Source organism: Sulfitobacter sp. KMM 9851 (assembly GCF_057178245.1).
In genome coordinates this window covers 3,264,287-3,287,258 of sequence record NZ_CM169991.1, presented here as the reverse complement: position 1 = coordinate 3,287,258, position 22,972 = coordinate 3,264,287, and the positions used below count along the sequence as shown (strand labels likewise).

The window sequence follows — 22,972 nt, the reverse complement described above, 5'->3', positions numbered from 1 at the left end:
CGCCTTTGGGACTTCTTCTGCATAACCGGGCGCATTTTACAGGCTTGGCGGCCCCGAGCGATTGTGCATAACCTGCACTATGAACAACACCATAACCTCCGCCCGCCCACTGGGCACATCTGTCGGAAACTGGACGCCTCCCGAACCGCCTGAAGGTGCCGTTCTGACAGGCCGATATGCCATCCTCGAACCACTGTCGGCAGAAAACCATGCCGCGCTGCTGTATCGTGCCTATCTCGGCCATGATGCGGTTTGGGATTATCTGCCTTACGGGCCTTTTTCATCGGCCTCACAATATCATCGGTGGGCGCGCGACCATGCCGGTCAGGCAGACCCGCTCTTTTATGCGGTGCGCAATTTGCAAAGCGACCGTTGGGAAGGTGTCGCCAGCTTTCTGCGCATCAGCCCGACCGCAGGCAGCATCGAAGTGGGACATATCAATTTCAGCCCCGCCTTGCAGCGGACCCGCGCCGCGACCGAAGCGATGTACCTGATGATGAAATGGGTCTTCGAGGCAGGTTACCGGCGCTATGAATGGAAATGTGATGCTCTAAACCTACCGTCGCGCCGCGCGGCGCAACGGCTCGGGTTCAGCTACGAAGGCGTGTTCCGGCAGGCGGCAGTGGTAAAAGGCCGCAACCGCGATACGGCATGGTTCGCGGCCATCGACAGTGAATGGCTCGCCCTCAAAGAGGCCTATGAGGCCTGGCTCAGCCCCGAAAACTTTGACGCCAAGGGCCACCAGAAGGAACGATTAGGCGACCTGACGGGACTGGTGCGCGCGATGGGCGATCCATTGCTCTGACACTGCGCCCGGTGATGCCACCCGTATGTGCCGACCGTCTTTCTTTCTTTTTGGTCATATATATTCCTGGGGGTTTGGGGGCAAAGCCCCCGATGCGTACAGGCCGCGCGCTGCGCAAGCGTCGCCAGTGGCCCATGCCAAGCCGAAATCAGATGGCGATTTTCTGCGACAGCCTGTGTTGTATCAGCCCTGCAATCACAGCGGTTTCAGAACTGGCCGATTGGCCCAAGGCACGCTTGACCGCCAATGCCTTTGCCGCCTCCTCGAGCCCCTGATCGTCAGCGGATCGGGCAACACCACTTAGAAACTGCGCGACATAGTCCAACGCGTGATCGTCAGGGGGTGAATCCAGGACATCGGCGATATGGGCCATATCGTCCTGATAGGCGATCCGGTCCGGGGCCACTTCCTCATCCGTCAGAATACGTGGGCCGGTCGGCCGCCTTTCTGCGGGCAGGGTGGCCAAAATCGCCTCCTGAAAGGTGCTGATCGACGTGATCGGCTTGTCCATGAACCCATCTGCGCCTGCGGCACGCGCGTCAGGCTCCATATGGGTATCACCGGAAATAGCGATAATCGCATCCACCCGTGGTTGGGTCTGCGCCAGTTCCGCTATCAGATCAACGCCGTTGCCATCCGGAAGGCCGAGATCAATCAGGATCACCGACGGGCGGTAGACCTGTAAATGTCGTCTGGCCGAGCGCAGGCAATCTGCCCGCCTGATCCGCGCGCCAGAGCGCAAACACAGCAATCGCATCGCTTCACAGGCAAAACGACTGTCTTCAACAACCAGAATGGTCAACCCCATCAGAGGCCTTGCGGCCGTGGGGGCGGGGATTGCCGACGAGAAGGGGTTTTCTGGGTCCATCATGGCCTCCTGCAATGATCTGCGACTCAATGGTTACGCCGCGATGGCTAACAGCGCGTTAACGTGACGCATTGCCGTTCAGCCTCCGCACCGCCATAACGTGCCAAACGATGCAAGGAAGCGAACTCATGATCGGACGTCTCAACCATGTTGCCATCGCCGTGCCGGATCTGGATGCGGCGGCGGATCAATACCGTAATGCCCTGGGGGCCAAGGTCGGCGCCCCCCAGGCCGAACCGGATCACGGTGTGACTGTCATCTTCATCGAGTTGCCAAATACAAAGATCGAATTGCTGCACCCTCTGGGTGACGACAGCCCGATCAACGGCTTTCTTCAAAAGAACCCCGCAGGCGGCATTCACCACATCTGCTACGAGGTGGACGACATCATCGCAGCACGCGACCACCTGCAATCCACTGGCGCACGGGTACTGGGCACCGGAGAGCCCAAGATCGGCGCCCACGGCAAGCCGGTCCTGTTTCTGCACCCCAAAGATTTCAACGGCGCACTTGTCGAGCTGGAGCAGGTCTGAACATGGGTATCACCTCGGGCATCGTCCTTTTCGCCGTTATCTGGTTCATGACATTTATGATTGTCCTGCCCATCCGCGTGCAGACCCAAGGCGACGCGGGCACAGTGGTGCCCGGCACGCACGCAGGCGCGCCAGAGCAGCATCATCTCAAGAAAAAGGCACTCTGGACCACCCTCGCGTCGGCGGTGATCTGGGCGGCCTGTGCCACGGTCATCTTGTCCGAATGGATCAGCGTGGACGATATTGAACGCTGGATGCGCCCGGGACTGGTGCAAGAAAATGGAACAAATGGGTAAAAGTCGCGGCCCCGAGGATCGGAATTAACAGATTCAGAAACGGCACTGACAGCGGCATCGCCATCAAGATACCTGCCAGCCAGATCGTGCCTACATGGCGCCTGCGCAGGCGTTTCGCTTCGACCCGGCCCAGCCTGCGGATGGCGGCCATGGTAAAATACTCCCGGCCCAGCAAAAATCCGTTTAGCCCCCAAAAGATGAACAGGGCCGCCGGGGCAAAGATCAGATACAAAAACAGCGCCAGAATATTGGCCCCGATCAACACACCCAAAAAATTAACGGTGTCGCGAATGGCATCGCCAATCGGCACCGACGCCGCTGCGGGCAGGTCAGGGTAATGCACCCGTTCCACCGCATCGGCCACATCATCCAGAAACATCGACGTAATGGCCGAGGCGACCGGGATCATCAGGAACACCGACAGAACCGCCAACAGGAAAAACGCACCCCATGACAACAAGTCATTGAGCCAGTTCACCTCGCCCAGCACCGGCACCCAAGCGTCTTCGGGTGTGATCCATTCAACGAGCCAGGCAAACCCCGCCGTGGCCCCGATCAGCAGCGCCAGCGACAACCCGATACCCAGAAAGAACACCTTGCGGAAACGCGGATCGGTGAGCTGGCCCAGTGCAAGACCGAAGGATTGGAAAATAACGCCTACAGCCATGTTGTGATCTCGTCGATGTTCGGGCGCGGTCGCTCTGGCGGGGCTGCGGTTTCGGTGCCGATGTGAATGATCCCGGCGATGCGTTCGTGATCGTCCAGCTCCAGCGCTTGCTGCATGAACCCGCGGTCATGGCTGGGCCATCCCGACAGCCAGTTGGCCCCCCAGCCTGCCGCCAGCGCCGCGTTCAGCAGGGCGAGGCACACGGCTCCGGCAGAATAGGTCTGCTCCAGCGGCGGAACCTTGGGCGAGGGGCGTTGTACCTCTACCACGATCACAGCCAGATTGCCTTGATCAAACTGGCTGCGCCCCTTGGCGGTCTCTTCGCCGGTCAGCCCCTGCGCTTCGCCGCGTGCCTGCACCACGTCGGCAAGCCGGGCCATCGCCCCCCGGTCCACGACGACAAAGCGCCATGGCTCCAGTTTGCCATGATCGGGCGTGCGCGCCGCCGCGACCAAAAGCGGGCGCAGGGCAGCGGCGTCGGGCACCGGCAGGCCAAGCGTCTTGGCCGGACGCGACCGACGGTTTTGCAGGAATTCGAATGCGGCAGGGTTTTCTTGGGGCATGTCAGCCTTTCAAAGGGTCAGCGCCTGCGCCGGACCGCCAGAGGACGGATGCGAGGCTGCGTCAGGTTTTGCACGGGGCTGGCGATTGGCATGGCGCTTGGCTAGCAGATTTGGTGCGGTGATAACGGTATGGCCACGGCGCGGCACATGATCATTGCAATAGCGCGCTTTGGCACCATGCGCCAGCGTGCCGTGCCGCTGACCGACCGTCGGGTGGGCTCAGTCCGCCGCCTCTGCCAACAGTGCGGCGACGTCTAGCGGGGCGTTGGACATCTTGAGCGTGCCATCAGCATCGCGGGGCCAGTCGTTGGCGTCACGGTCGCGATAAAGTTCGACCCCGTTGCCATCGGGATCACGGATATAGACGGCCTCGCTGACGCCATGATCCGCGGACCCGTCCAATGCGACGCCTGCATTCAGCACACGCTGCAACGCTTTGCCCAAACTGATCCGGTCGGGATACAGGAACGCCGAATGATACAGCCCGGTGTGCCCTGGCGGCGGCGGCGTGGCCCCGGCGCTTTCCCATGTGTTCAGCCCGATGTGATGGTGATAGCCCCCCGCCCCCAGAAACGCCGCCCGGTCCCCATGGCGCTGGGTCACGTCGAACCCCAACAGGGTGCCGTAGAAGTGGATCGCACGGTCAAGATCGGCGACTTTAAGGTGAACATGGCCAACGCGGGCATGGGGCTGTGTCATGGGACACTCCTTTTCCTGTTGGCACTAATCTGCTCTGCGCTGTCGCGTTACACAAGTCCACGAAGATGCAGGGGGGCTGTGCACCTGTGCATAGGTACAGGGATGGGCAAGCAGCCTTGAGGGTGGGAGGCCACAGCGTGACACGCGCCTCCCACCAAAGATATTATTGACCCAGCACAGCGCAGAACGCCGCGGCGTCAGCCGACCATGCCGACGATCTCGTAGGTCTTTTTCAGGATCGGCGCGGTGATCTCGCGTGCCTGTTGGGCACCGCGCGCCAGGATGCGGTCAATCTCGGCAGTATCCGCCATCAGGCGGTTCATCTCCGTTGTGATCGGCGACATCTTGGCCACGGCCAGATCGGCCAGCAGCGGTTTGAATGTGCCAAACTGCTGGCCGCCGACCTCGGCCAGTACCTGATCGACCGTCTGATCGCTGAGAGCGGCATAGATGTTCACCAGATTGCGCGCTTCGGGACGGTCCTCCAGCCCCTTCGCTTCGGAGGGCAGGGCGTCAGGATCGGTCTTGGCCTTGCGGATTTTCTTGGCGATTGTATCGGCGTCGTCGCTGAGATTGATGCGGCTTGCGTCCGATGGGTCGGATTTTGACATCTTTTTCGCCCCATCGCGCAGTGACATCACGCGGGTCGCGGCCCCCTCGATCACCGGTTCGGTGATGGGAAAGAAATCAACGCCGTAGTCGTGGTTGAACTTGGCGGCGATGTCGCGGGTCAACTCAAGGTGTTGTTTCTGGTCCTCGCCCACGGGCACATGGGTGGCGTGATAGATCAGGATGTCAGCGGCCATCAGCGCAGGGTATGCAAAGAGGCCCAGCGAAGCGGCCTCGGCGTTCTTGCCGGCCTTGTCCTTCCATTGGGTCATGCGGCCCATCCAACCCATGCGCGCCACGCAGTTAAAGATCCACGCCAACTGCGCGTGTTCGGGCACTTGGCTTTGGTTGATAAGGATGGATTTCTCCGGGTCGATACCCGACGCGATGAACCCTGCGCAGAGTTCGCGGGTGCTGCGTTTGAGGTCTTCGGGTTTCTGCGGCACCGTGATCGCGTGCAGATCAACCATGCAGTAGATCGACTGAACCCCTTGGTTCTGCGCATCGGCAAAGCGTTTCAGGGCGCCCAGATAGTTGCCAAGATGCAGGTCGCCTGAGGGCTGAATGCCTGAAAACACGCGCGGGGTGAATTGGCTGTCGGACATGGGGACGCACCTTTGGCTGGAATAACTTGCGCGCCCGGCTTACTTCTGGCGTCGAACCCCGTCAAGGAGCGCCCCATGCAAGACCCCGACTTCCAGCCCCCCGTTAATCCCCTGCCGCCAGTGGTCATCTTGCTGTTTCTGGCCATGGCCGGGGTCGAAGCCGGGCTGTCGCTCGCCGAAGCGGGCCTGATCGGCGGCCCCGGCGCCGTTGGCTGGCGGCTGGGACTGGTGCGCGACTATGGCTTTTCAGGTATCATATTCGACAGCATGGTGGCCTCGGGTCAGTACCCGCTGGAACAGGTGATCCGGCTGGTGACCTACCCCTTCATCCACCTCGGCTTTTCGCATGGGCTGTTTGCCATGGTGCTGCTTTTGGCACTGGGCAAGATGGTGGGCGAGGCGATGGGACAACTGGCGATTGTCGGCATCTTTTTCCTGTCGGGCATCGGCGGTGCGGTACTCTATGCCTTGCTCCTGAATGATCCGGTCTGGCTGACCGGGGCCTACCCCGGTGTCTACGGGCTGATCGGGGGGTATTCATTTGTCATGTGGCGGGTTCTGAAACGCCAAGGTGGGCCGCAATATCAGGCATTTACGCTGATTGCACTGCTGATGGGCCTACAGCTTTTCTGGGGCGTCTTCTTTGAAACCGGCATGTTGTGGGTGGCCGAATTGGCGGGATTTTTCTGCGGCTTCGGGCTCAGCTTTGTATTTGCGCCGGGGGAATGGGCGCGGCTCAGGGCGCGGTTGCAGCGCCGTTAACTAGGAGGGTCAGCTGAACGCTAATGTTTGGTGCCTATCATTTATCTGATCTTGGCTTTGAGACTGTAAGAAAACTTCAAGACTGCACAATAGGCCGCCCACTAATCAGCGGTCACCCATCCGCTTCCTTCTTGCTATTGGTGGTGTTTTTTGCGGTCACACATCCGCCCAACCGTTTTAGAAACACCTCCAGCTGATCAGGTGTTGCGGTGGGGTTGGCAGAGAGTTGTCCCGCACGAAGGGTATTCTTCCCCCCAGTATCATCCTTGATAACAGCTTCAAATGCGGTCACTATACTTGAATAAACAGCGACGTCTCGGGTAAGGCCCTTCCTGACATTTATACGAACCTCTCTGATTACCGCCGCCACTACTTCAGCTGCGGCATTTACTTCGTTATTTGTGTTATCGTCGCCAATTTCATCATCGTTTTGATAAATAGTTGCGACGGCGCCCACACAATTCAGTATTTGTGCGCCATCGTAGAGGCTTTGAATTGAAGTTCTATTTACGCCGCGCTGTGCGCCTTGTTGCACGCCAACTGCTACAAGTCCGCGGTTGGTTAGAGCGCGGTCTGAAGTTCCGCGAATAGCTCCTGAAACTACTGAAGCTGCCGTAAGTATTATTGCTGCTGATGCGGCGTCCTGCGTTCTTTGAGCAGAAATTGCAGAATTATAATACGCTGAGGCCAACTTATTAGCCGTAGTTGCGGCATCGCTGAGCCTGTGGATTTTAGCAGGCTTCATAACTTCGTAATCTGCACTAAATGCTTTCTTTTCCTGTTCTTCTAATATCCGATCTGCGCAGCCGACCAGAACTGGCAGGCATGCGATAATAAACAATAATTTATTCATATCCGTCCCCAAAATATTCCCGCTATACGCGCATGTTATCGTGAAAACCCAATGTAACAAAGATTTTGTTTGCCTAGGCAATACTCATCTATGTGGGCGTGCGTGTATCGTTTCATGTATTCTGTGTGTCACAGCGTCGATTGATTTGGTGATTAGCCAGAAATTTTGGGCACGACGGGAGTGCAAAATTAACCGCGCCGCACCGCCCCTTTGAATTCACGCAGCCGGAAGGCGCCGATCAACTGACCGGTGCCGAAATAGGCCACGGCCCCGATCAGCAGCAACACCACCAAGGCCAGACCACGCCACCACGGCAGCCCAAGGAAGGGTTGCAGCGCCGCATTGCCAAGCCACAGTGCCAGACCCATGACGGCAGAGGCGATCAGAACCCGCCAGATGCGTTTGTGAAACCGCGCATCGAACTTTGCCGCCGCGCCGTAGCGCCGTGCGCCGATGGCTAGGCAGGCAAACATTGCCCAGCCCGCCAGCGTGGTGGCGATGGCGGGGGCGATCCAGCCAACATAGGGCGCGAGCCCGATCGCCAGCCCGGCGTTCACCACCATGGCGACCACGGCGAAATAGAACGGGCGGCGGGTGTCCTCGCGTGCGAAATAGATCGGTTGCAGAATTTTTTGCAGTACAAAGGCGGGCAGGCCCAGCCCGTAGATCATCACCGCCGTGGCAATGGCGGCGGTATCGTCCACGTCCGATGCACCGCGTTCAAACAGCACCGATACCAGCGCAAAGGGGATCACCATCAGCGCGACGGCCGAAGGGATCGTCAGCGCCAGTGACACTTCGGCGGCACGGCTGAGGGCGGTTTGTGCGCCATCGGTATCGCCCGCACGCAGGCGGCGCGACAAATCCGGCAACAGCACCACACCCACGGCAATGCCCACAACGCCCAGCGGCAGTTGATACAGCCGATCCGCGGCAAACAGCCATGACACGGCACTGTCATACTGGCTGGCGACGATCTGACCCACCACCAGGTTGATTTGCATCACCCCAGAGGCCAGGGCGGCAGGCAGTGCGATGACTATCAGATCGCGCATGTCGGGCGTCCAGCGCGGGCGCGAAGGGCGCAGGGCGAACCCGGCCAGCGCCGCCGCGCGCCAGGTCAGGGCCAGTTGTGCCACACCGGCGACCGGGATCGACCAGATCAGCCAATCGATCACGACACCGCCGGTCATGGCGCCGGCCACCATGGCCCCAATCACAAAGATATTCAGCAACACCGGCGCTGCGGCGGCCACGGCAAAGCGGCCTGTGGCATTCAGGATGCCCGAAAACAACGCCGACAGCGACATGCACAGGATGTAGGGGAAAACGATGCGCCCGTAGCCCACGGTCATGTCAAACCGCGCATCGCCTGAAAACCCTTCGGCGGTCAGCCAAACGAGGGCGGGCATGAACACCATGCCAAGCCCCGTAAGCGCAAGCACCACCAGCCCCAGCCCGTTAAACGCATCACGGGCGAACCGCGCCGGACCTTCTTCGCCTTCGAGCTTTTTTGCGAACATCGGCACGAAGGCTGCGTTAAACGCACCCTCGGCAAAGAAACGGCGGAACATGTTAGGCAGGCGGAAGGCGGCGACAAAGGCGTCCATCACCGGGCCCGGACCGATCAGCGACAGGATCAGCACCTCACGAACAAAGCCAAGCACGCGGCTCAGCAGGGTCCAGACGCCAACGGTAAAAAAGCCGGACATGAGGCGGATGGGTTTCATGGGTGTGCTGCCTTGCAGGGGTTACGATCAGCGATCCCTACCGCGAGGCGCACGTCCGCGCAATCAATGCTCTGAGGAGCGGACGTGATGTTATTGTGCACAAACTGTGCAGGCGCTCAGTTGCCCTTGGGGTAGATGAAGCCGTTGATCGGATAGACGCCGCCCAACGCGTTGGGTTGGGTTTCCAGCCGCACTTCGGACCAGTCGTTGCGTGGCGACACATCCACAACCGCCATTTTCAGGGAAACCTGATTGCGGTGCCAATTGGCGTGATCAACTTTGATCTCGCGCTCTGACACGATGTCAGACACCACTGCCACATGCCCCATCGGCATCCCGCGGGTCGATTGAAACGCCATGACAGAGCCGACGACAGGCTCCTTGCCTTGGGGGTAAAGGCCACGCGCCTTGTCCCACCAGGTTTCGGCGTTGCCGCGAATTTCGATGCCGCTGAGGTTGCGCGCAAAGGGCACGCACCAGACGCGCTGGCCTTGGGCGCGCATTTCCTCGGCAGTCTGTACCGCCATGAACTGCCGCTGCGGGTCGAGCCCGCCAAAGTCGATTGGTGCTTCGGGTGCGCGTGCGCAGGCCGAAATGATAAGAACCGCACCCAAAGCCAACAGGCTTCGTGGTGTCGGAATGGTGCGGAAAATGCTCATGCGTCCCTCAGAGTTTTTGTCTCATTGGATCACCCCGGGGGACAATCAGCTGGGATCATGACCATTCGGTTCCAAAAGCAAAGATGATTCTGTATTCGGCGGCGGGAAATTGCCGTTTTTTACGGTAAAATTCCGGCAAATTTCCTCAAATTTCCGCCAGCATGTCCGGAAGATCGCGTAAAACCTGCGAATCGCGCCGGGCGCGGGCCAGATGCCACGCCCCTTCGATCAGCATGAACACATGCTCCGCCTTGCGCCGCGCCACGTCGGGCGGCATCCCCACGCGCAACGCGCCTTCCTCGACTTCGGCAATCCATCCGGCATAGCAACGGTTGGCGTGGTCCAGAAACGCGGTGTTGTGGGGGTCCGCGAACAGGGTGGCAGCGATGGGGCAGCCGTCCCAGTGTTCGGACAGATCAAAGGCTTTGGCCGCCTTGTGACAGAAATGCGTGACGCCGCTGTGAAAATCTGCCGCCCCGGCGAAACTGGCCGCGATCGCGCGCAGAATTTCGTCCGAGGTCAGTGTCGCCGCAGCAAGCGCCAGGTCCGATTTTCCGTTTGGAAAGTGATGGTATAGCGACCCTTTGGGGGCATCGGCAGCGGCCAGAATATCGTTCAGCCCGACGCCGTGATAGCCATGCGTGCGAAAAAGACGCCCCGCCGCGCGGATCAGTCGATCTTTCGTCGGAAGCGCCTTCGCGGGCGAAGAGGGGGTAGGGGTGTCTGTCATAGATCAAGCTTGACAGGAATAGACCGACTGGTCCAGAAATATCGCAGCTGGACCAATTGGTCTATTTCCGAATCGGAGCCTTATGATGTTCGATGCCCTTGATCCGTCCGTCACCGTCCCCGCCAATGCGAACATGAACCCTACAGCCGACCCAAGGCGCGTCTTGTTCAAAGCCGCAGACGGGGCCGAGTTGATCGGAACATTGTTTCGGCCCGTACAGACACCAAGGGCGGTTGTCGTGCTCAGCAGCGCCACCGGCGTGCCGCAGGGATTTTACGCACATTTCGCACGCTGGGCAGCGCAGGAATGCGGGTTGGCAGTCTTAACCTACGATTACCGCGCCACGGGCCTTTCAGCGACTACGTCGATGCGCACCGCGCGGGCCGATATGATCGACTGGGGGCAAAGCGACCCACAGGCGGCCCGGGCGGCGGTGCGGCGCGAATTTCCCGGTGTGCCGATCTGGGCGATGGGCCATTCGCTGGGCGGGATGCTGGTGCCGATGCAGGCCGACCGCACCGATCTTGCACGGGTGATCACGGTGGCCAGCGGCATGGCACATGTGCGCGATCACCCTTGGCCCTATCGCGCCACAGCGCTGGCGTTTTGGTACGCCATCGGGCCAATCGCGACCACGCTGATGGGGTATCTGCCCGGCCGGCACATCGGCTTCGGCTCTGATCTGCCCGCCGCCGCCTATTGGCAGTGGCGGCGCTGGTGTACCCGCGATGGGGCGTTCCTGCCCGATGTCGGCACCCGTCTGCCACCGCCCAAATGGGGGGCAGACGACGCGCCTGTCCACATGGTGTCACTACGCGACGACGAACTGGTGCCGACCAAATGCGTGCGGCGTCTGGCCGAGGTCTATGTCGGCGGCGATGTTGATGTGGTCGAGATCGACCCGGCGGCCCTCGGGATGGGCAAGGTGGGGCATCTGGGAATGTTCGCCCGCCGGAATCAGGCGCTGTGGCCTACGTTGCTGGGCGAAAGCTGAGCGACACGCGGCCAGGCCGCAGAACCACAGTGCTGTCTGGGTCATAGGTGTTTTAGGGTTTTTGCTTCCCCACTCGTTGCTGCTGCGCAGCGACTGTCGGGGTCACGCTTTTTGCAGGGCAAAAAGGCTAAGGTGAGAGGCTGATAACGACCCAAGCGGGGCTCGTTACGGCTGCTTCCTTCCGGATCTGACCGGGTTGGCGAGGCGCTCGCCCGCACCAACCTCTCAAGGCCCATATAGGGGGCGAGGGGGCAAAGTGCAAGTCTCAGAAATGCAAGCGCAGCCGGGCGAAGCCATCAGCGGTACTGCCCAGGGCCGTGGGCGACAAATGGGCCAGATCGTCCAGCCACAACAGCGCCTCAGGTGAGGTTTCAAAGATCGCCTGAACACCGGGCGCGGGCGCGAAACGCCAAGGCATGATGTCATTCCCATGCGTATGGGCGGGTGCGGCGGCGTGCGATGGCATGTTAAAGACATCTGCCATCGCCTGCTCAAGGTTGATGGGGCTGCGCACAAGGATGTCGTGATCTTGGATCCTGTCGAAACCGCCTCCGCCTGCGGCGCGGAATTGATTGGTGGCCAGCAGGAATTCCTGATCAGGGCGCACCGGCTGATCTTGCCAGCGCAGATCCGAAATCCGCGTGCCGGGGGGCGCACAGGGGTCAATCTGGTAGGTGACGCCGTAGATCGAATCGAAATGAAACGCGGCCACATCCGGGTCGGTCAGCGGTTGATCCGGGGCATCGGGGCGCAGATGCGTGAACACGCGGGCCGAATATTCCAACCGCCGCTTGATATCGGCGCCGGACACGCGCAGCCCCCAGATTTCGTCCGCATGGGGGCATAACCCCACCAAGTGACGGCGCAGGACCGCGCCCTGCGGGATGTGCAGGTAATGCGCCGGCCCGCCGCGCCCGCCAGCGGTATGCGCGGCAACCGCAGCCAAAACAGGCAACGCTGCCGCTGCCGTTCCCGCCACTGCGTGCTGCAAAACCCGCGTCAGGCCCCGCGCACTGAGTGCGGCAATCGACGTGGGCATCGCCAGTGAGAAATAGTTGTGCAACGTACGGTCGGTCTGGCCAATCGGCTGGGCCAGATGACGCCGCAGCGTGTTGTGCCGTGCCAAAAGCAAATCTGTCACGACCGGGTCTGGCCGCAGTCGGGGGCTGTTGCGCAGCAGGGTGCTGCCATGGGCGCTGACATGCCAGCCGTGCCGTCCGGTGCCAGCACCGTCACCCGTGCGCGACAAGGTCAGGTCCAACACCGCCAGATCGGACGCACCAAAACCCGGCATCACCGCCGGACAATCAGCCAGCGTGCCTGCGGCGCTGTCCACTGCGCCGCCGCTGCCGTGGTCACGTCCGGGAAACCGGCGGTGCGTATGGCCAGTGATGATGGCATCAACGCCGGGTATTCGGGCCAGCGCGGTGGCGTCGACCGTCGCGGCACAGGCACCGCCGGTATCGCCGATCCCCATATGCGCCAATAGGATAATCAGATCAGCCCCCCGCGCCCGTAAAATCGGCAACCGGGCGCGCACCGAAGCAATCGGGCAGGTCACCCGCCCCACTCCGTGCAGCGCCGACCGGTTCCAGATCGCGGTTTCGCTGGGCAATACCGAGAGAATACCGATCCGTAGCAACTGTTCCGGCATCTTGCCCACTGCCGGTACCTTGCAGTCAATCAGGGCTGCGTCGCGCAGGGGGGCAAGCGTCGGCACCGCCAGATTGGACGAAACAACCGGCATCGCCAGTTGCCGCGCAAATTGCTGAAGATAGGGCAGGCCGTGATCCAAATCGTGATTGCCCAACCCCAGCGCGTCATATCGCAGGTGGTTCAGGCTGGCGACAACCGGGTGGTCGCGCCCGACCGGATGCCGCGTCAGATGGTCCCCCAACGCATTGCCCTGCAACATGTCCCCATTATCGAGCAGCAGACAGGCACTGCCACGGCGCCTGGCCTCGTCCCGCGCTGTGCTGATTAACTCGGCAAGCCCGGCCAGACCGTGATGCAGCCCCGGAACATCCCTTACATAGTCATGCCCCAACATCTGCATGTGAACATCCGTCGTGGCCAGAATACGCAGCCGCGCGGTCATAGCCTTTGACCGCTGTACGCGCTCTGCGCCAACCGCAGGGTCTGAGATACGCGTGTTCATCCTATGAGGTTCTCATAATATTACAAAACAACCCTTGATTGAGTTGATATCAGCAGATCGGATGGCAGGGCGCAAGGTTTTCTGCCATTGATTTCAGGGCCCTCGCCGTGGCAAGCCTGTGCGCAACTTCGATGTATGACACCTGAGGCCAGAAAATGTACCACGCAGAACAGGTTACCTTCGGCGGCTCCGGCCTCGACCGGGCCGGCGAGATCCGGGATGACGTTGCGGCAGTTTCGGCGGCGAGCAGTGATCCAGACGCACGTGCGGTGGTATTTTGGCGGGGAAAGCCTTTGATTTCACCCGCGCGCCCGGCCGCATTGGTGCGACTGCCTTTGACACATCCTGTCCTGAAATGCGCAGTGGAAGAGCCTGTTTTGCTGGGCCGCGAAAACGGTGCGGCTTGCTTTGCCTATGATCTGTCGGCCTGGCAGCCCGATGTGCTGGATGCAGCGCAGTTGGGCGCGTTTCTTGACTCGTCCGAACAACAGCACCCCGATCTACCCGCTGACATGGTTTTTTCCGAACTGCGCCGCGTCATGACATGGTTGAACCCGCGCGATGCCGAATTGGCCGCGACGGGAAAGGCGATCCTGGGCTGGCACGAAAGCCACGGCTTTTGCGCGCGCTGCGGGGCGGCGACCCGGATCAGCCAGGCCGGCTGGCAACGGACCTGCCCGGCCTGCGCCACACCGCATTTCCCCCGCACCGACCCGGTGGTGATCATGCTGATCACCCACGGCAACGCGGTTTTGATGGGCCGTTCGCCGGGCTGGCCCGAGGGCATGTATTCGCTTTTGGCCGGATTTGTCGAACCGGGCGAAACGCTGGAAGCCGCGGTGCGCCGTGAGGTGTTTGAAGAAGCGGGCGTCGAGGTCGGCCCGGTGCGCTATCTGGCCAGCCAGCCCTGGGCGTTTCCATCGTCGTTGATGTTAGGCTGTGCCGGCGAGGCGACCACCCGCGAGATCACCATTGACCCGGTCGAGATCGAGGACGCCCTCTGGGTTAGTCGCGAGGAAATGATGGCGGTGTTTGCGGGCTGCCATCCGCGTATCCTGCCTGCGCGCAAAGGCGCTATTGCTCATTTTTTATTGGAAAACTGGCTTGCCGATACCTTGGATTGAGACAAGATTTTAACGCAACAATATGATAAGCAGCGTCAAAGACGGCAAGAGCAGGGCAGATACACATGAAATTTTCGACCAAGGAAGACATCGAAGCGCCTATTGAGGCGGTGTTTGAAATGTTATGCGATTTCGAAGGGTTCGAGCGGTCAGCGATGCGGCGCGGTGCCGAAGTGCAGCGCGTTGACGCATTGCACAAACCCGGCGTTGGCATGTCTTGGAAGGCAGCGTTTCAGCTGCGGGGCAAACGCCGGGAACTGACCATCGAAATGGTTACTTTTGACCGCCCGAATGAGATGGTGATTGACAGCCTGTCAACCGGGTTGGCCGGTCAGATGTCGATCGAGCTGATGGCGCTGTCGCGCAACCGCACCCGCGTCAATGTGGCGCTGGACATCAAACCGCTGAACCTTTCGGCGCGGTTGCTGGTGCAATCACTTAAACTGGCCAAAACCTCGCTGACCAAGAAATACAAGCACCGCGTTGCTGAATACGCCAAGGGAATGGAAGACCGCTATTCGCGGACGGCGTAACCGGGGCCCGGCCCCCGGACCCCCGAGGGTATTTTTGGTCCAATCATGCCCTGAAGCGCACGCTTAGTCGGGCAGGTGCTCTCCGCGATCCGGGTGCGCGGGGTAGACGCCGAGTATTTCCAGCATATTGGTAAAATACCCCAACTCTTCCAGCGCGCGCCTGACCGCGGCGTCGTCGGGGTGGCCTTCGATATCGGCATAGAACTGGGTGGCGGTGAAAGAGCCGCCCACCATATAGCTTTCCAGCTTGGTCATGTTGACCCCATTGGTCGCAAAGCCGCCCATCGCCTTGTAAAGCGCCGCCGGGATGTTGCGCACTTCGAAGATGAATGTGGTCAGCATCTGCGCGCCGCGCGGGGTGAGATCAATCTCGGGGGCCATCAGCAGGAAACGCGTGGTGTTATGCGCATTGTCCTCGATGTCATGGGCAAGAATCTCCAACCCATGAATTTCTGCGGCAACGGCACTGGCCAGCACACCTTCGCTCAGCGTGTCGGACGCGGCCAGTTCCGCCGCCGCCCCGGCAGAATCGGCTGCTGGTTCTGATGTGATGCCATGCGCATCGAGGAATCCGCGCGCCTGCGGCAAAAGAACCAGATGCGCGCGCACGTGTTTGACGTCTTGTAATTTGACACCGGGTTTCGCCATCAGGCAGATGCGCACCCGGACAAAGGCCTCGCCGATGATATGCAGGCCGCTGTCGGGCAGCAGCCGGTGAATATCTGCCACGCGGCCATAGGTGGTATTTTCCACGGGCAGCATCGCAAGGTCGGCGCGTCCGTCGCGCACCGCACTGATGACGTCTTCGAAGGACTGGCAAGGCACGGGCACAACGTCCTGTCGGGCCTGCAGGCAGGCCTCGTGACCGTAGGCGCCCAATGCGCCCTGAAAGGCAATGCGGGGGGTCGAAATGGGCGTCATGGTGATAATCCTGCAAAAAAGGCGGCAATCCGGGCAATTGGTCGCGGTAACTACACCTTGCCTGCGCCAAGGGAAAGCAATAGATACGCCCCCAAGCAAGCTGCGCGCCCTGGCGCAAAAGCCACGTGCCAAAAACTAACTGATGGACCCTGACGCATGTTCGATACAATGACCTTGACCAAAATTGCAGGCGGCCTGTTGGGGGCCTGGTTGATCCTTTTGCTGGGCAAATGGGCCGGCGAAGAAATTTACCACGCCGAAGCGCATGGTGAACCTTCCTACGTCATCGAAGTGGCGGATGCCGGCGGCGACGAAGGCGGTGAAGAGGTTGATTTCACCGCAGTGCTGGCCGAAGCTGACGCTGACAGCGGTGCCAAGGTGTTCAAGAAATGCGCCGCCTGCCACAAGACCGAAGCAGGCGCGAACGCTGTAGGCCCCTATCTGGCGGGTGTGGTCGGCCGCGATATCGCCACCGCCGATGGTTTTGGCTATTCCGGCGCGCTGACAAGTCTTGACGGAGCCTGGACCCCAGAAGAACTGAATGCGTTCCTGCTTAGCCCCAAGGGCTATGCACCTGGCACCACCATGGGCTTTGCCGGTCTGAAGAAGATCGACGACCGCGCAGATGTGATTGCCTACCTGCAAAGCATCTCCAACTGAGACATGCCGCCTTGCGGTGCACGGGCCGTCCCTTGGGGCGGCCTTTTGCGTATCCGGCCCCCAGATAACATATTCGCAACTTGTATCTTGGCGCACCTCGGCGTTAGCCTAGTGAGTTGAGAAGACACCCTATTGCCCCAGCCCGTATTGCCCCAGAAGGAGTGATCCATGCACCGAGCCCAGACCCGCGCTATAACCCGCCCGCAACATAATGGTCTGGGGGCACTTTGGACGGCCATGTTGGGCATGGCGCTGATGATCCTGATGACAGGTATGGCACGGGCAGACAGCGACAATGTGATCAAAAGCCACGGCTATTCCTTTTACGGCGATCTGAAATACCCGGCCGATTATCCGCATTTCGACTACGTGAACCCTGATGCGCCCAAGGGCGGCGAAATCTCGGTTGCTTTTGTCGGCACGCTTGATTCGCTGAACCCCTATTCGGGCAAGGGCCGCGCACATTTGTTTTCGATCTTTGGCTTCGAGAGCCTGCTGGGCCAGGCGCCCAATCAGGACTCGCTGCCCTCGGATGTCTATAGCGAAAGCTACTGCCTGCTCTGCGAAAGCCTTGAGTATCCCGAGGACAAATCTTGGGTGATCTTCCACATGCGCCCCGAAGCGCGGTTTTCCGACGGTACGCCCGTCACCGCCCATGACATCGTATTTTCGCACAACCTGCTGCTGGACGAGGGGCTGAAATCCTATGCCGATGCGGTCCGCAAGAGCATCCCCAGCGTCGAAGCGCTGGATGATCACACCGTGAAATTCACCTTTGCCGAAGGTATTTCCCGCCGCAGCCTGATCGAACAGGTGGGCGGTGTGCCCGCATGGCCAAAGGCCTGGTTTGAAAAGACCGGCAAAGGGCTGAAAGACAGCTGGCTCGACGGCCCGCCCGGATCGGGTGCCTATGTTATCGACAGTGTTGATCTGACGCGGCGGATGGTGCTGAAACGCAACCCGGACTATTGGGGCAACGACCTGCCGATCAACCAGGGGCGCAATAACTTCGACGCGATCCGGCTTGAGATTTTCAGCGACGACACCGCCGCTTTCGAGGCGTTCAAAGCCGGTGAATATACCTTCCGCGCCGAGGGCGATTCCAAGAAATGGGCGACCGGATATGATTTTTCCAAGGTTCAGCAGGGCGATGTCGTAAAGGCGGAATTACCCGATGGCGCGCCGCCGTCCCCCTCTGGCATCATCTTTAACCTTGGCCGCGAAGAGTTGCAGGACAAACGCGTACGGCAGGCCGTGGCGCTGATGTTCAACTTTGAATGGACCAATGAATCGCTGCAATACGGCCTGTTCCAGCCGCGCGCGTCGTTCACCCAGGACACGCCGCTGATGGCGCAGGCCGCACCCGAAGGGGCCGAACTGGCGCTGCTAAAGGATTTGGGTGATCTGGTGCCGCCGGAATTACTGTCAGAGCCTGCGGTGGTGCCCCATACATCCGATTCCAGCAGGCTGCTTGACCGTGGCAATGCGCGGCGCGCCTCCCGCCTGCTCGAGGACGCGGGCTGGACCGTCGAAAATGGCAAGCGCGTCAATGCCGAGGGCAAGGCGCTACGGCTGGATTTTCTGATGAACTCTGCCGGGTCGCCTACGCTCTCTGCGGTGATCGAAAACTTTGTCGGCAATCTCCAATCCATCGGCGTTGATGCGGTGTTGGAAAAAGTGGACAGCTCGCAATATACCGCGCGCGAACGTGACCGCGATTACCACATGATATATGATGGCTACATGCCGTTTCTAGGCACTGGCACCGGACTCGTCCAATACTACGGGTCAGAGGCGGCGGCGTATTCGCTGTTTAACCCCGCCGGGCTGGCCAGCCCGCTGGTGGACAAGCTGATCGAGATTTCGCTCAATGCCAATACCGCCGAAGACGAGGCCGCGGCGCTGATGGCGCTCGACCGTGCGCTGCGCCATGAGTTCTTTATGATCCCGACATGGTACAACGACAGCTATTGGGTGGCCTATTACGACCAATACAACCACCCCGAAACGATCCCGCCTTATGCCTTGGGTTACCTCGATTTCTGGTGGTACGACGCCGACAAGGCGGCCAAGCTGCAAGCCTCCGGCGCGTTGCGGTAACTGACAATGGGCGCCTATATTCTCAGACGGCTTTTGCTGATCATACCGACGTTGTTCGGCATCATGCTGATCAACTTTGCTCTGGTGCAGTTTGTCCCCGGTGGCCCTGTCGAACAGGCGATCGCGCGTATCCAGGGGGGCGGTGATGTCTTTGGCAGCTTTGCTGGCACCAACAACGATGCCGGGGTCGATTCGATGGCCCGCGGATCAGACAGCACCTATGTCGGGGCGCGCGGACTGCCGCCCGAAATGATTGCAGAGCTGGAAAAAGAATTTGGTTTCGACAAACCCCCGGTACAGCGGTTCTTCCACATGCTGTGGAATTACATGCAGTTTGACTTCGGAACGAGCTATTTCCGCTCCATCACGGTGATCGAATTGATCAAGGAGAAACTGCCGGTGTCGATCACGCTGGGCCTGTGGTCTACCCTGATCGCGCATCTGGTGTCGATTCCGCTGGGCATCCGCAAGGCCGTGCGCGACGGCAGCCGCTTTGACACATGGACCTCCGGTGCCATCATCGCGGCCTATGCCATCCCCGGCTTCCTCTTTGCGATCCTGCTGCTGGTGCTCTTTGCCGGTGGTTCCTACTGGCAAGTCTTCCCCCTGCGTGGTCTCACGTCGGATAATTTCGACAGCCTCAGCCCGCTGGGCAAAGTGGCGGATTATTTCTGGCACATCACTCTGCCGGTGCTGGCCTCGACCATCGCCGCCTTTGCCACGTTGACCCTGCTGACCAAAAATTCGTTCCTTGACGAGATCAAGAAACAATACGTCATCACTGCCCGTGCCAAAGGCCTGTCAGAACGCAGCGTGCTTTATGGCCATGTGTTCCGCAACGCGATGCTGATCGTGATCGCCAGCTTTCCGGCGGTATTCATCTCGGTCTTTTTTGGTGGCTCGATCATCATCGAAACGATTTTCAGCCTCGACGGTCTGGGCCGTCTGGGGTTCGAAGCTGCTGTGGCGCGTGATTACCCGATTGTATTCGGCACATTGTTCATCTTTGGCCTGATTGGCCTGGTGGTCGGCATCCTGTCCGACATGATGTATGTGCTGGTTGACCCACGTATTGATTTTGAGAAAAGGGAAGGCTGATGGCGCTCTCCCCCCTGAACCAGCGCCGCTGGCGCAATTTTACCGCCAACCGCCGCGCCTATTGGTCGATGTGGATATTCGCGGTGCTTTTCGGCATTTCGCTCTGCGCGGAATTTGTCGCCAACGACAAACCTATCGTGGTGAACTATCGCGGCGACTATTACATGCCTATCTTCAACTTCTACCCCGAAACCGCCTTTGGCGGCGACTTCCAGACCGAAGCAGCCTACCGCGATCCCGAGGTGAAATGTCTCATCGCCACCGGCGGGCTCGAAGCGTGCTTTGACGATCCAGATGGGCTAATCATTGACGCCCAAGATGGCGAAATCGCGGGTGAAGCCATCGAAAAAGGGTGGTCAATCTGGCCGGTCATCCCCTATTCATTCAACACCGCCGTTGACCGCCCCGGCGCCGCACCCTTGCCGCCCAACAGCCAAAACTGGCTGGGCACCGATGGCACCAAACGCGATGTCATGGCCCGCGTGATCCACGGCTTTCGCTTGTCCGTGCTCTTCACCATCATCGTCACCGGTGCTGCCTCGATCATCGGTATCATTGCCGGCGCCGTTCAGGGGTTCTTTGGCGGCTGGCTTGACCTGATCTTTCAGCGCATCATCGAAATATGGTCCTCCACCCCGTCGCTCTACGTGATCATCATCATGTTCGCGATATTGGGGCGCAGTTTCTGGCTACTGGTGATCCTGCTGGTGCTGTTTTCATGGACGGCGCTGGTGGGCGTGGTGCGCGCCGAATTCCTACGCGCGCGCAACCTTGAATATGTCCGCGCCGCCCGCGCGCTGGGGGTCGGCAATCTGACCATTATGATGCGCCACATGCTGCCCAATGCCATGGTTGCGACGCTGACGATGCTGCCGTTTATCATCACCGGCACCATCTCCACCCTTGCCACGCTGGATTTCCTCGGCTTCGGCCTGCCGTCATCGGCCCCGTCACTGGGTGAACTGACGCTGCAAGCCAAGCAGAACCTACAAGCGCCTTGGCTCGCGTTTTCGGCCTTCTTTACCTTTGCCATCATGCTGTCGCTGCTGGTCTTCATCTTCGAAGGCATCCGCGACGCCTTCGACCCCAGAAAGACATTCTTGTGACCGCACTGCTTGACGTCAAAGACCTGCGTGTTGCCTTCCGGCAGGACGGCAAACTGACCGAAGCGGTGCGAGGCGTCAGCTTTGCTGTGAACCGCGGTGAAACCGTGGCGCTGGTCGGTGAAAGCGGCTCGGGTAAATCGGTGTCGGCGCTGTCCACGGTGTCCCTGCTGGGGGATTCCGCCCAAGTCAGCGGCTCTGTCACCTATGACGGTCAGCAGATGATCGGCGCCGATGACGCGCTGCTGCGCAAGGTGCGCGGCAACGACATCAGCTTTATCTTTCAAGAGCCGATGACCTCGCTCAACCCATTGCACACCATCGAAAAGCAGCTCGCTGAATCGCTGGCGCTGCACCAAGGGCTATCAGGCGCCGCCGCGCGCGCGCGCATCCTCGAACTGCTCAATGACGTTGGCATCAACGACGCCGAAAGCCGCTTGGGTGCCTATCCTCACCAACTGTCCGGCGGGCAACGCCAGCGCGTGATGATCGCCATGGCGCTGGCCAACGGGCCGGACGTACTGATCGCCGATGAACCCACCACCGCGCTTGATGTGACCATTCAGGCGCAAATCCTCGACCTGCTCAAGGAACTCAAGGACAAGATGGGCATGGGGCTTTTGTTCATCACCCATGACCTTGGTATCGTGCGCCGCATCGCCGATCGTGTCTGCGTGATGCAAAAGGGCGAGATCGTCGAACAGGGCCGCACGGCCGACATCTTTGACAACCCACAACACCCCTACACGATCAAGTTGCTTAGCGCCGAACCCACCGGCGCGCCGGCACCGGTGGCCGAGGATGCCCCCGAGATCATCCGCACCGACAACCTCAAGGTTTGGTTCCCGATCCAGAAAGGGCTGCTGAGACGCACCGTCGGGCACGTAAAGGCCGTTAATGATGCCACCTTGTCGGTGCGTGCGGGCGAAACACTCGGCATCGTTGGCGAAAGCGGCTCGGGCAAGACGACGCTGGCACTGGCGATCATGCGGTTGATCAGCTCCGAGGGCGGTATCACCTTTATCGGAGAGGACGTGCGCAAATGGTCCACCCGGCAACTGCGGCGCCTGCGGTCCGACATGCAGATCGTCTTTCAAGACCCCTTTGGCTCGCTTTCCCCGCGCATGACCTGTTTTCAAATCATCGCAGAAGGGCTGTCGATCCACGGCATCGACAAGGGCAGCGATAAACGGGTGCTGGTGCACGAAGTGATGCAAGAAGTGGGCCTCGACCCCGCCACGATGGACCGGTACCCCCATGAATTTTCCGGTGGCCAGCGCCAGCGCATTGCCATCGCCCGCGCCATGGTGCTGCGCCCAAAACTGCTGGTGCTCGACGAACCCACCAGCGCGCTTGATATGACGGTGCAGGTCCAGATCGTCGACCTGCTGCGCGATCTTCAGGTGAAATATGGGCTGGCGTATCTGTTCATCAGCCACGACCTCAAGGTCGTGCGCGCCATGTCACACAAGGTGATGGTGATGAAACGGGGTGATGTGGTGGAATACGGCTCTGTCGATGACCTTTATGACCGGCCCCAGACTGAATACACCCGCACGCTGTTGCAGGCGACGACTTAACTGCTCGCCATCCCTACCAGCATTGCGCCCAGCGCGACCACATGGATCAGCATGATCGCGCGGTCACGCCAGAACACGCCAACCGCGAACCAGCCCAGCAGGCCCACCAGAAACAGATAGATGTTCAGCGGCGTCAGGCCAAACGCCGTGGCGCTATAGCCCAGTATCTGCACGATAGATGCCGCCCATTTCAGGAGCAGGATAAACTGTTCGCGGGACAGGCGCGCGCGCGGTATCGCTGGGCGACTATCGGAACGCAGATAGGCCATGTCAGGCTCCTTTGCCGGGGTGGCCCGCTGCGGTAAGCCGCAGGCGGGCATGT

Annotated in this window: 24 protein-coding genes and 1 other RNA gene; 12 read left to right on the top strand and 13 right to left on the bottom strand. The window is 60.2% G+C overall.

Annotated features, from left to right (window positions below; translation table 11 throughout):
- The first annotated feature begins 79 nt into the window (after window positions 1–79).
- Entirely contained in the window at window positions 80–805 is a 726-nt protein-coding gene (locus AC1965_RS16265; RefSeq protein ID WP_483884885.1) for a GNAT family N-acetyltransferase, read from the top strand.
- Between the two features lie 148 nt (window positions 806–953).
- Here AC1965_RS16265 and AC1965_RS16260 read toward each other — a convergent pair whose 3' ends face one another.
- Window positions 954–1,673 (bottom strand): response regulator, encoded by a 720-nt coding sequence (locus AC1965_RS16260; RefSeq protein ID WP_483887069.1) that lies wholly within the window; start codon window positions 1,671–1,673, stop codon window positions 954–956.
- Window positions 1,674–1,801: 128 nt separating this feature from the next.
- Here AC1965_RS16260 and mce point away from each other — a divergent pair, with 128 nt between their 5' ends.
- Entirely contained in the window at window positions 1,802–2,206 is a 405-nt protein-coding gene (gene mce, locus AC1965_RS16255) for a methylmalonyl-CoA epimerase (protein ID WP_483884884.1), read from the top strand.
- Between the two features lie 2 nt (window positions 2,207–2,208).
- On the top strand, window positions 2,209–2,502 hold the full coding sequence (locus tag AC1965_RS16250; RefSeq protein WP_483884883.1) for a DUF1467 family protein: 294 nt from the start codon (window positions 2,209–2,211) through the stop codon (window positions 2,500–2,502).
- Here AC1965_RS16250 and AC1965_RS16245 read toward each other — a convergent pair.
- The 4 genes from AC1965_RS16245 to trpS all read right to left on the bottom strand — a co-directional run bounded on the left by AC1965_RS16245 (window position 2,435) and on the right by trpS (window position 5,645).
- Complete coding sequence (locus AC1965_RS16245) at window positions 2,435–3,169, bottom strand: EI24 domain-containing protein (protein WP_483884882.1); 735 nt, start codon at window positions 3,167–3,169, stop codon at window positions 2,435–2,437. The genes AC1965_RS16250 and AC1965_RS16245 overlap by 68 nt on opposite strands.
- Window positions 3,160–3,732, bottom strand: a complete 573-nt coding sequence (locus tag AC1965_RS16240) for a nitroreductase family protein (RefSeq protein WP_483884881.1) — start codon at window positions 3,730–3,732, stop codon at window positions 3,160–3,162. The genes AC1965_RS16245 and AC1965_RS16240 overlap by 10 nt, the downstream gene beginning before the upstream one ends.
- A 219-nt stretch (window positions 3,733–3,951) precedes the next feature.
- Window positions 3,952–4,431 carry a VOC family protein gene (locus tag AC1965_RS16235; RefSeq protein ID WP_483884880.1) on the bottom strand — a complete coding sequence of 160 codons (480 nt, stop codon included), beginning with the start codon at window positions 4,429–4,431 and terminating at the stop codon, window positions 3,952–3,954.
- A 197-nt stretch (window positions 4,432–4,628) separates the two neighbouring features.
- Window positions 4,629–5,645: a tryptophan--tRNA ligase gene (gene trpS, locus AC1965_RS16230; protein WP_483884879.1), complete on the bottom strand. Its 1,017-nt coding sequence runs from the start codon at window positions 5,643–5,645 to the stop codon at window positions 4,629–4,631.
- A gap of 75 nt (window positions 5,646–5,720) precedes the next feature.
- Here trpS and AC1965_RS16225 point away from each other — a divergent pair, with 75 nt between their 5' ends.
- Entirely contained in the window at window positions 5,721–6,407 is a 687-nt protein-coding gene (locus AC1965_RS16225) for a rhomboid family intramembrane serine protease (protein WP_483884878.1), read from the top strand.
- A 112-nt stretch (window positions 6,408–6,519) separates the two neighbouring features.
- Here the strand turns inward: AC1965_RS16225 and AC1965_RS16220 are convergent, their stop codons facing one another.
- The 4 genes from AC1965_RS16220 to AC1965_RS16205 all read right to left on the bottom strand — a co-directional run bounded on the left by AC1965_RS16220 (window position 6,520) and on the right by AC1965_RS16205 (window position 10,379).
- Window positions 6,520–7,260 carry a hypothetical protein gene (locus AC1965_RS16220; RefSeq protein ID WP_483884877.1) on the bottom strand — a complete coding sequence of 247 codons (741 nt, stop codon included), beginning with the start codon at window positions 7,258–7,260 and terminating at the stop codon, window positions 6,520–6,522.
- Window positions 7,261–7,448: 188 nt separating this feature from the next.
- A complete protein-coding gene (gene murJ / locus AC1965_RS16215) occupies window positions 7,449–8,990 on the bottom strand; it encodes a murein biosynthesis integral membrane protein MurJ (protein ID WP_483884876.1) in 1,542 nt (513 codons plus the stop codon).
- 116 nt (window positions 8,991–9,106) lie between these two features.
- Window positions 9,107–9,649 (bottom strand): CHAP domain-containing protein, encoded by a 543-nt coding sequence (locus AC1965_RS16210; RefSeq protein ID WP_483884875.1) that lies wholly within the window; start codon window positions 9,647–9,649, stop codon window positions 9,107–9,109.
- 145 nt (window positions 9,650–9,794) lie between these two features.
- A complete protein-coding gene (locus tag AC1965_RS16205) occupies window positions 9,795–10,379 on the bottom strand; it encodes a TetR/AcrR family transcriptional regulator (RefSeq protein ID WP_483884874.1) in 585 nt (194 codons plus the stop codon).
- Window positions 10,380–10,512: 133 nt separating this feature from the next.
- Here AC1965_RS16205 and AC1965_RS16200 point away from each other — a divergent pair, with 133 nt between their 5' ends.
- On the top strand, window positions 10,513–11,373 hold the full coding sequence (locus tag AC1965_RS16200) for an alpha/beta hydrolase family protein (protein ID WP_483884873.1): 861 nt from the start codon (window positions 10,513–10,515) through the stop codon (window positions 11,371–11,373).
- 130 nt (window positions 11,374–11,503) lie between these two features.
- On the opposite strand, the gene ffs is transcribed toward AC1965_RS16200, so the two are convergent.
- Window positions 11,504–11,601: signal recognition particle sRNA small type (gene ffs, locus AC1965_RS16195), an RNA gene on the bottom strand.
- A gap of 37 nt (window positions 11,602–11,638) precedes the next feature.
- Window positions 11,639–13,531 carry a 5'-nucleotidase C-terminal domain-containing protein gene (locus AC1965_RS16190; protein ID WP_483884872.1) on the bottom strand — a complete coding sequence of 631 codons (1,893 nt, stop codon included), beginning with the start codon at window positions 13,529–13,531 and terminating at the stop codon, window positions 11,639–11,641.
- 155 nt (window positions 13,532–13,686) lie between these two features.
- Between AC1965_RS16190 and nudC the strand changes: the two genes are divergently transcribed.
- Both nudC and AC1965_RS16180 read left to right on the top strand, forming a co-directional pair.
- Window positions 13,687–14,655 (top strand): NAD(+) diphosphatase, encoded by a 969-nt coding sequence (gene nudC / locus AC1965_RS16185; protein WP_483884871.1) that lies wholly within the window; start codon window positions 13,687–13,689, stop codon window positions 14,653–14,655.
- 65 nt (window positions 14,656–14,720) lie between these two features.
- Window positions 14,721–15,188, top strand: coding sequence for an SRPBCC family protein (locus tag AC1965_RS16180; protein WP_483884870.1), 468 nt, complete (start codon window positions 14,721–14,723; stop codon window positions 15,186–15,188).
- Between the two features lie 63 nt (window positions 15,189–15,251).
- On the opposite strand, the gene AC1965_RS16175 is transcribed toward AC1965_RS16180, so the two are convergent.
- On the bottom strand, window positions 15,252–16,109 hold the full coding sequence (locus tag AC1965_RS16175; RefSeq protein WP_483884869.1) for a prephenate dehydratase: 858 nt from the start codon (window positions 16,107–16,109) through the stop codon (window positions 15,252–15,254).
- A 156-nt stretch (window positions 16,110–16,265) separates the two neighbouring features.
- Between AC1965_RS16175 and AC1965_RS16170 the strand changes: the two genes are divergently transcribed.
- The 5 genes from AC1965_RS16170 to AC1965_RS16150 all read left to right on the top strand — a co-directional run bounded on the left by AC1965_RS16170 (window position 16,266) and on the right by AC1965_RS16150 (window position 22,650).
- Window positions 16,266–16,769, top strand: coding sequence for a c-type cytochrome (locus AC1965_RS16170; RefSeq protein ID WP_483884868.1), 504 nt, complete (start codon window positions 16,266–16,268; stop codon window positions 16,767–16,769).
- A 168-nt stretch (window positions 16,770–16,937) separates the two neighbouring features.
- Window positions 16,938–18,869 (top strand): extracellular solute-binding protein, encoded by a 1,932-nt coding sequence (locus AC1965_RS16165; RefSeq protein ID WP_483884867.1) that lies wholly within the window; start codon window positions 16,938–16,940, stop codon window positions 18,867–18,869.
- A 6-nt stretch (window positions 18,870–18,875) separates the two neighbouring features.
- Window positions 18,876–19,967: a microcin C ABC transporter permease YejB gene (locus tag AC1965_RS16160; protein WP_483884866.1), complete on the top strand. Its 1,092-nt coding sequence runs from the start codon at window positions 18,876–18,878 to the stop codon at window positions 19,965–19,967.
- Window positions 19,967–21,073, top strand: coding sequence for an ABC transporter permease (locus AC1965_RS16155; RefSeq protein ID WP_483884865.1), 1,107 nt, complete (start codon window positions 19,967–19,969; stop codon window positions 21,071–21,073). Before AC1965_RS16160 ends, AC1965_RS16155 begins: the two co-directional genes overlap by 1 nt.
- Entirely contained in the window at window positions 21,070–22,650 is a 1,581-nt protein-coding gene (locus AC1965_RS16150) for an ABC transporter ATP-binding protein (protein ID WP_483884864.1), read from the top strand. Before AC1965_RS16155 ends, AC1965_RS16150 begins: the two co-directional genes overlap by 4 nt.
- Here AC1965_RS16150 and AC1965_RS16145 read toward each other — a convergent pair.
- Window positions 22,647–22,919, bottom strand: a complete 273-nt coding sequence (locus tag AC1965_RS16145) for a DUF6552 family protein (protein ID WP_483884863.1) — start codon at window positions 22,917–22,919, stop codon at window positions 22,647–22,649. The two genes, AC1965_RS16150 and AC1965_RS16145, sit on opposite strands and share 4 nt — an antisense overlap.
- Window positions 22,920–22,972 lie beyond the last annotated feature (53 nt).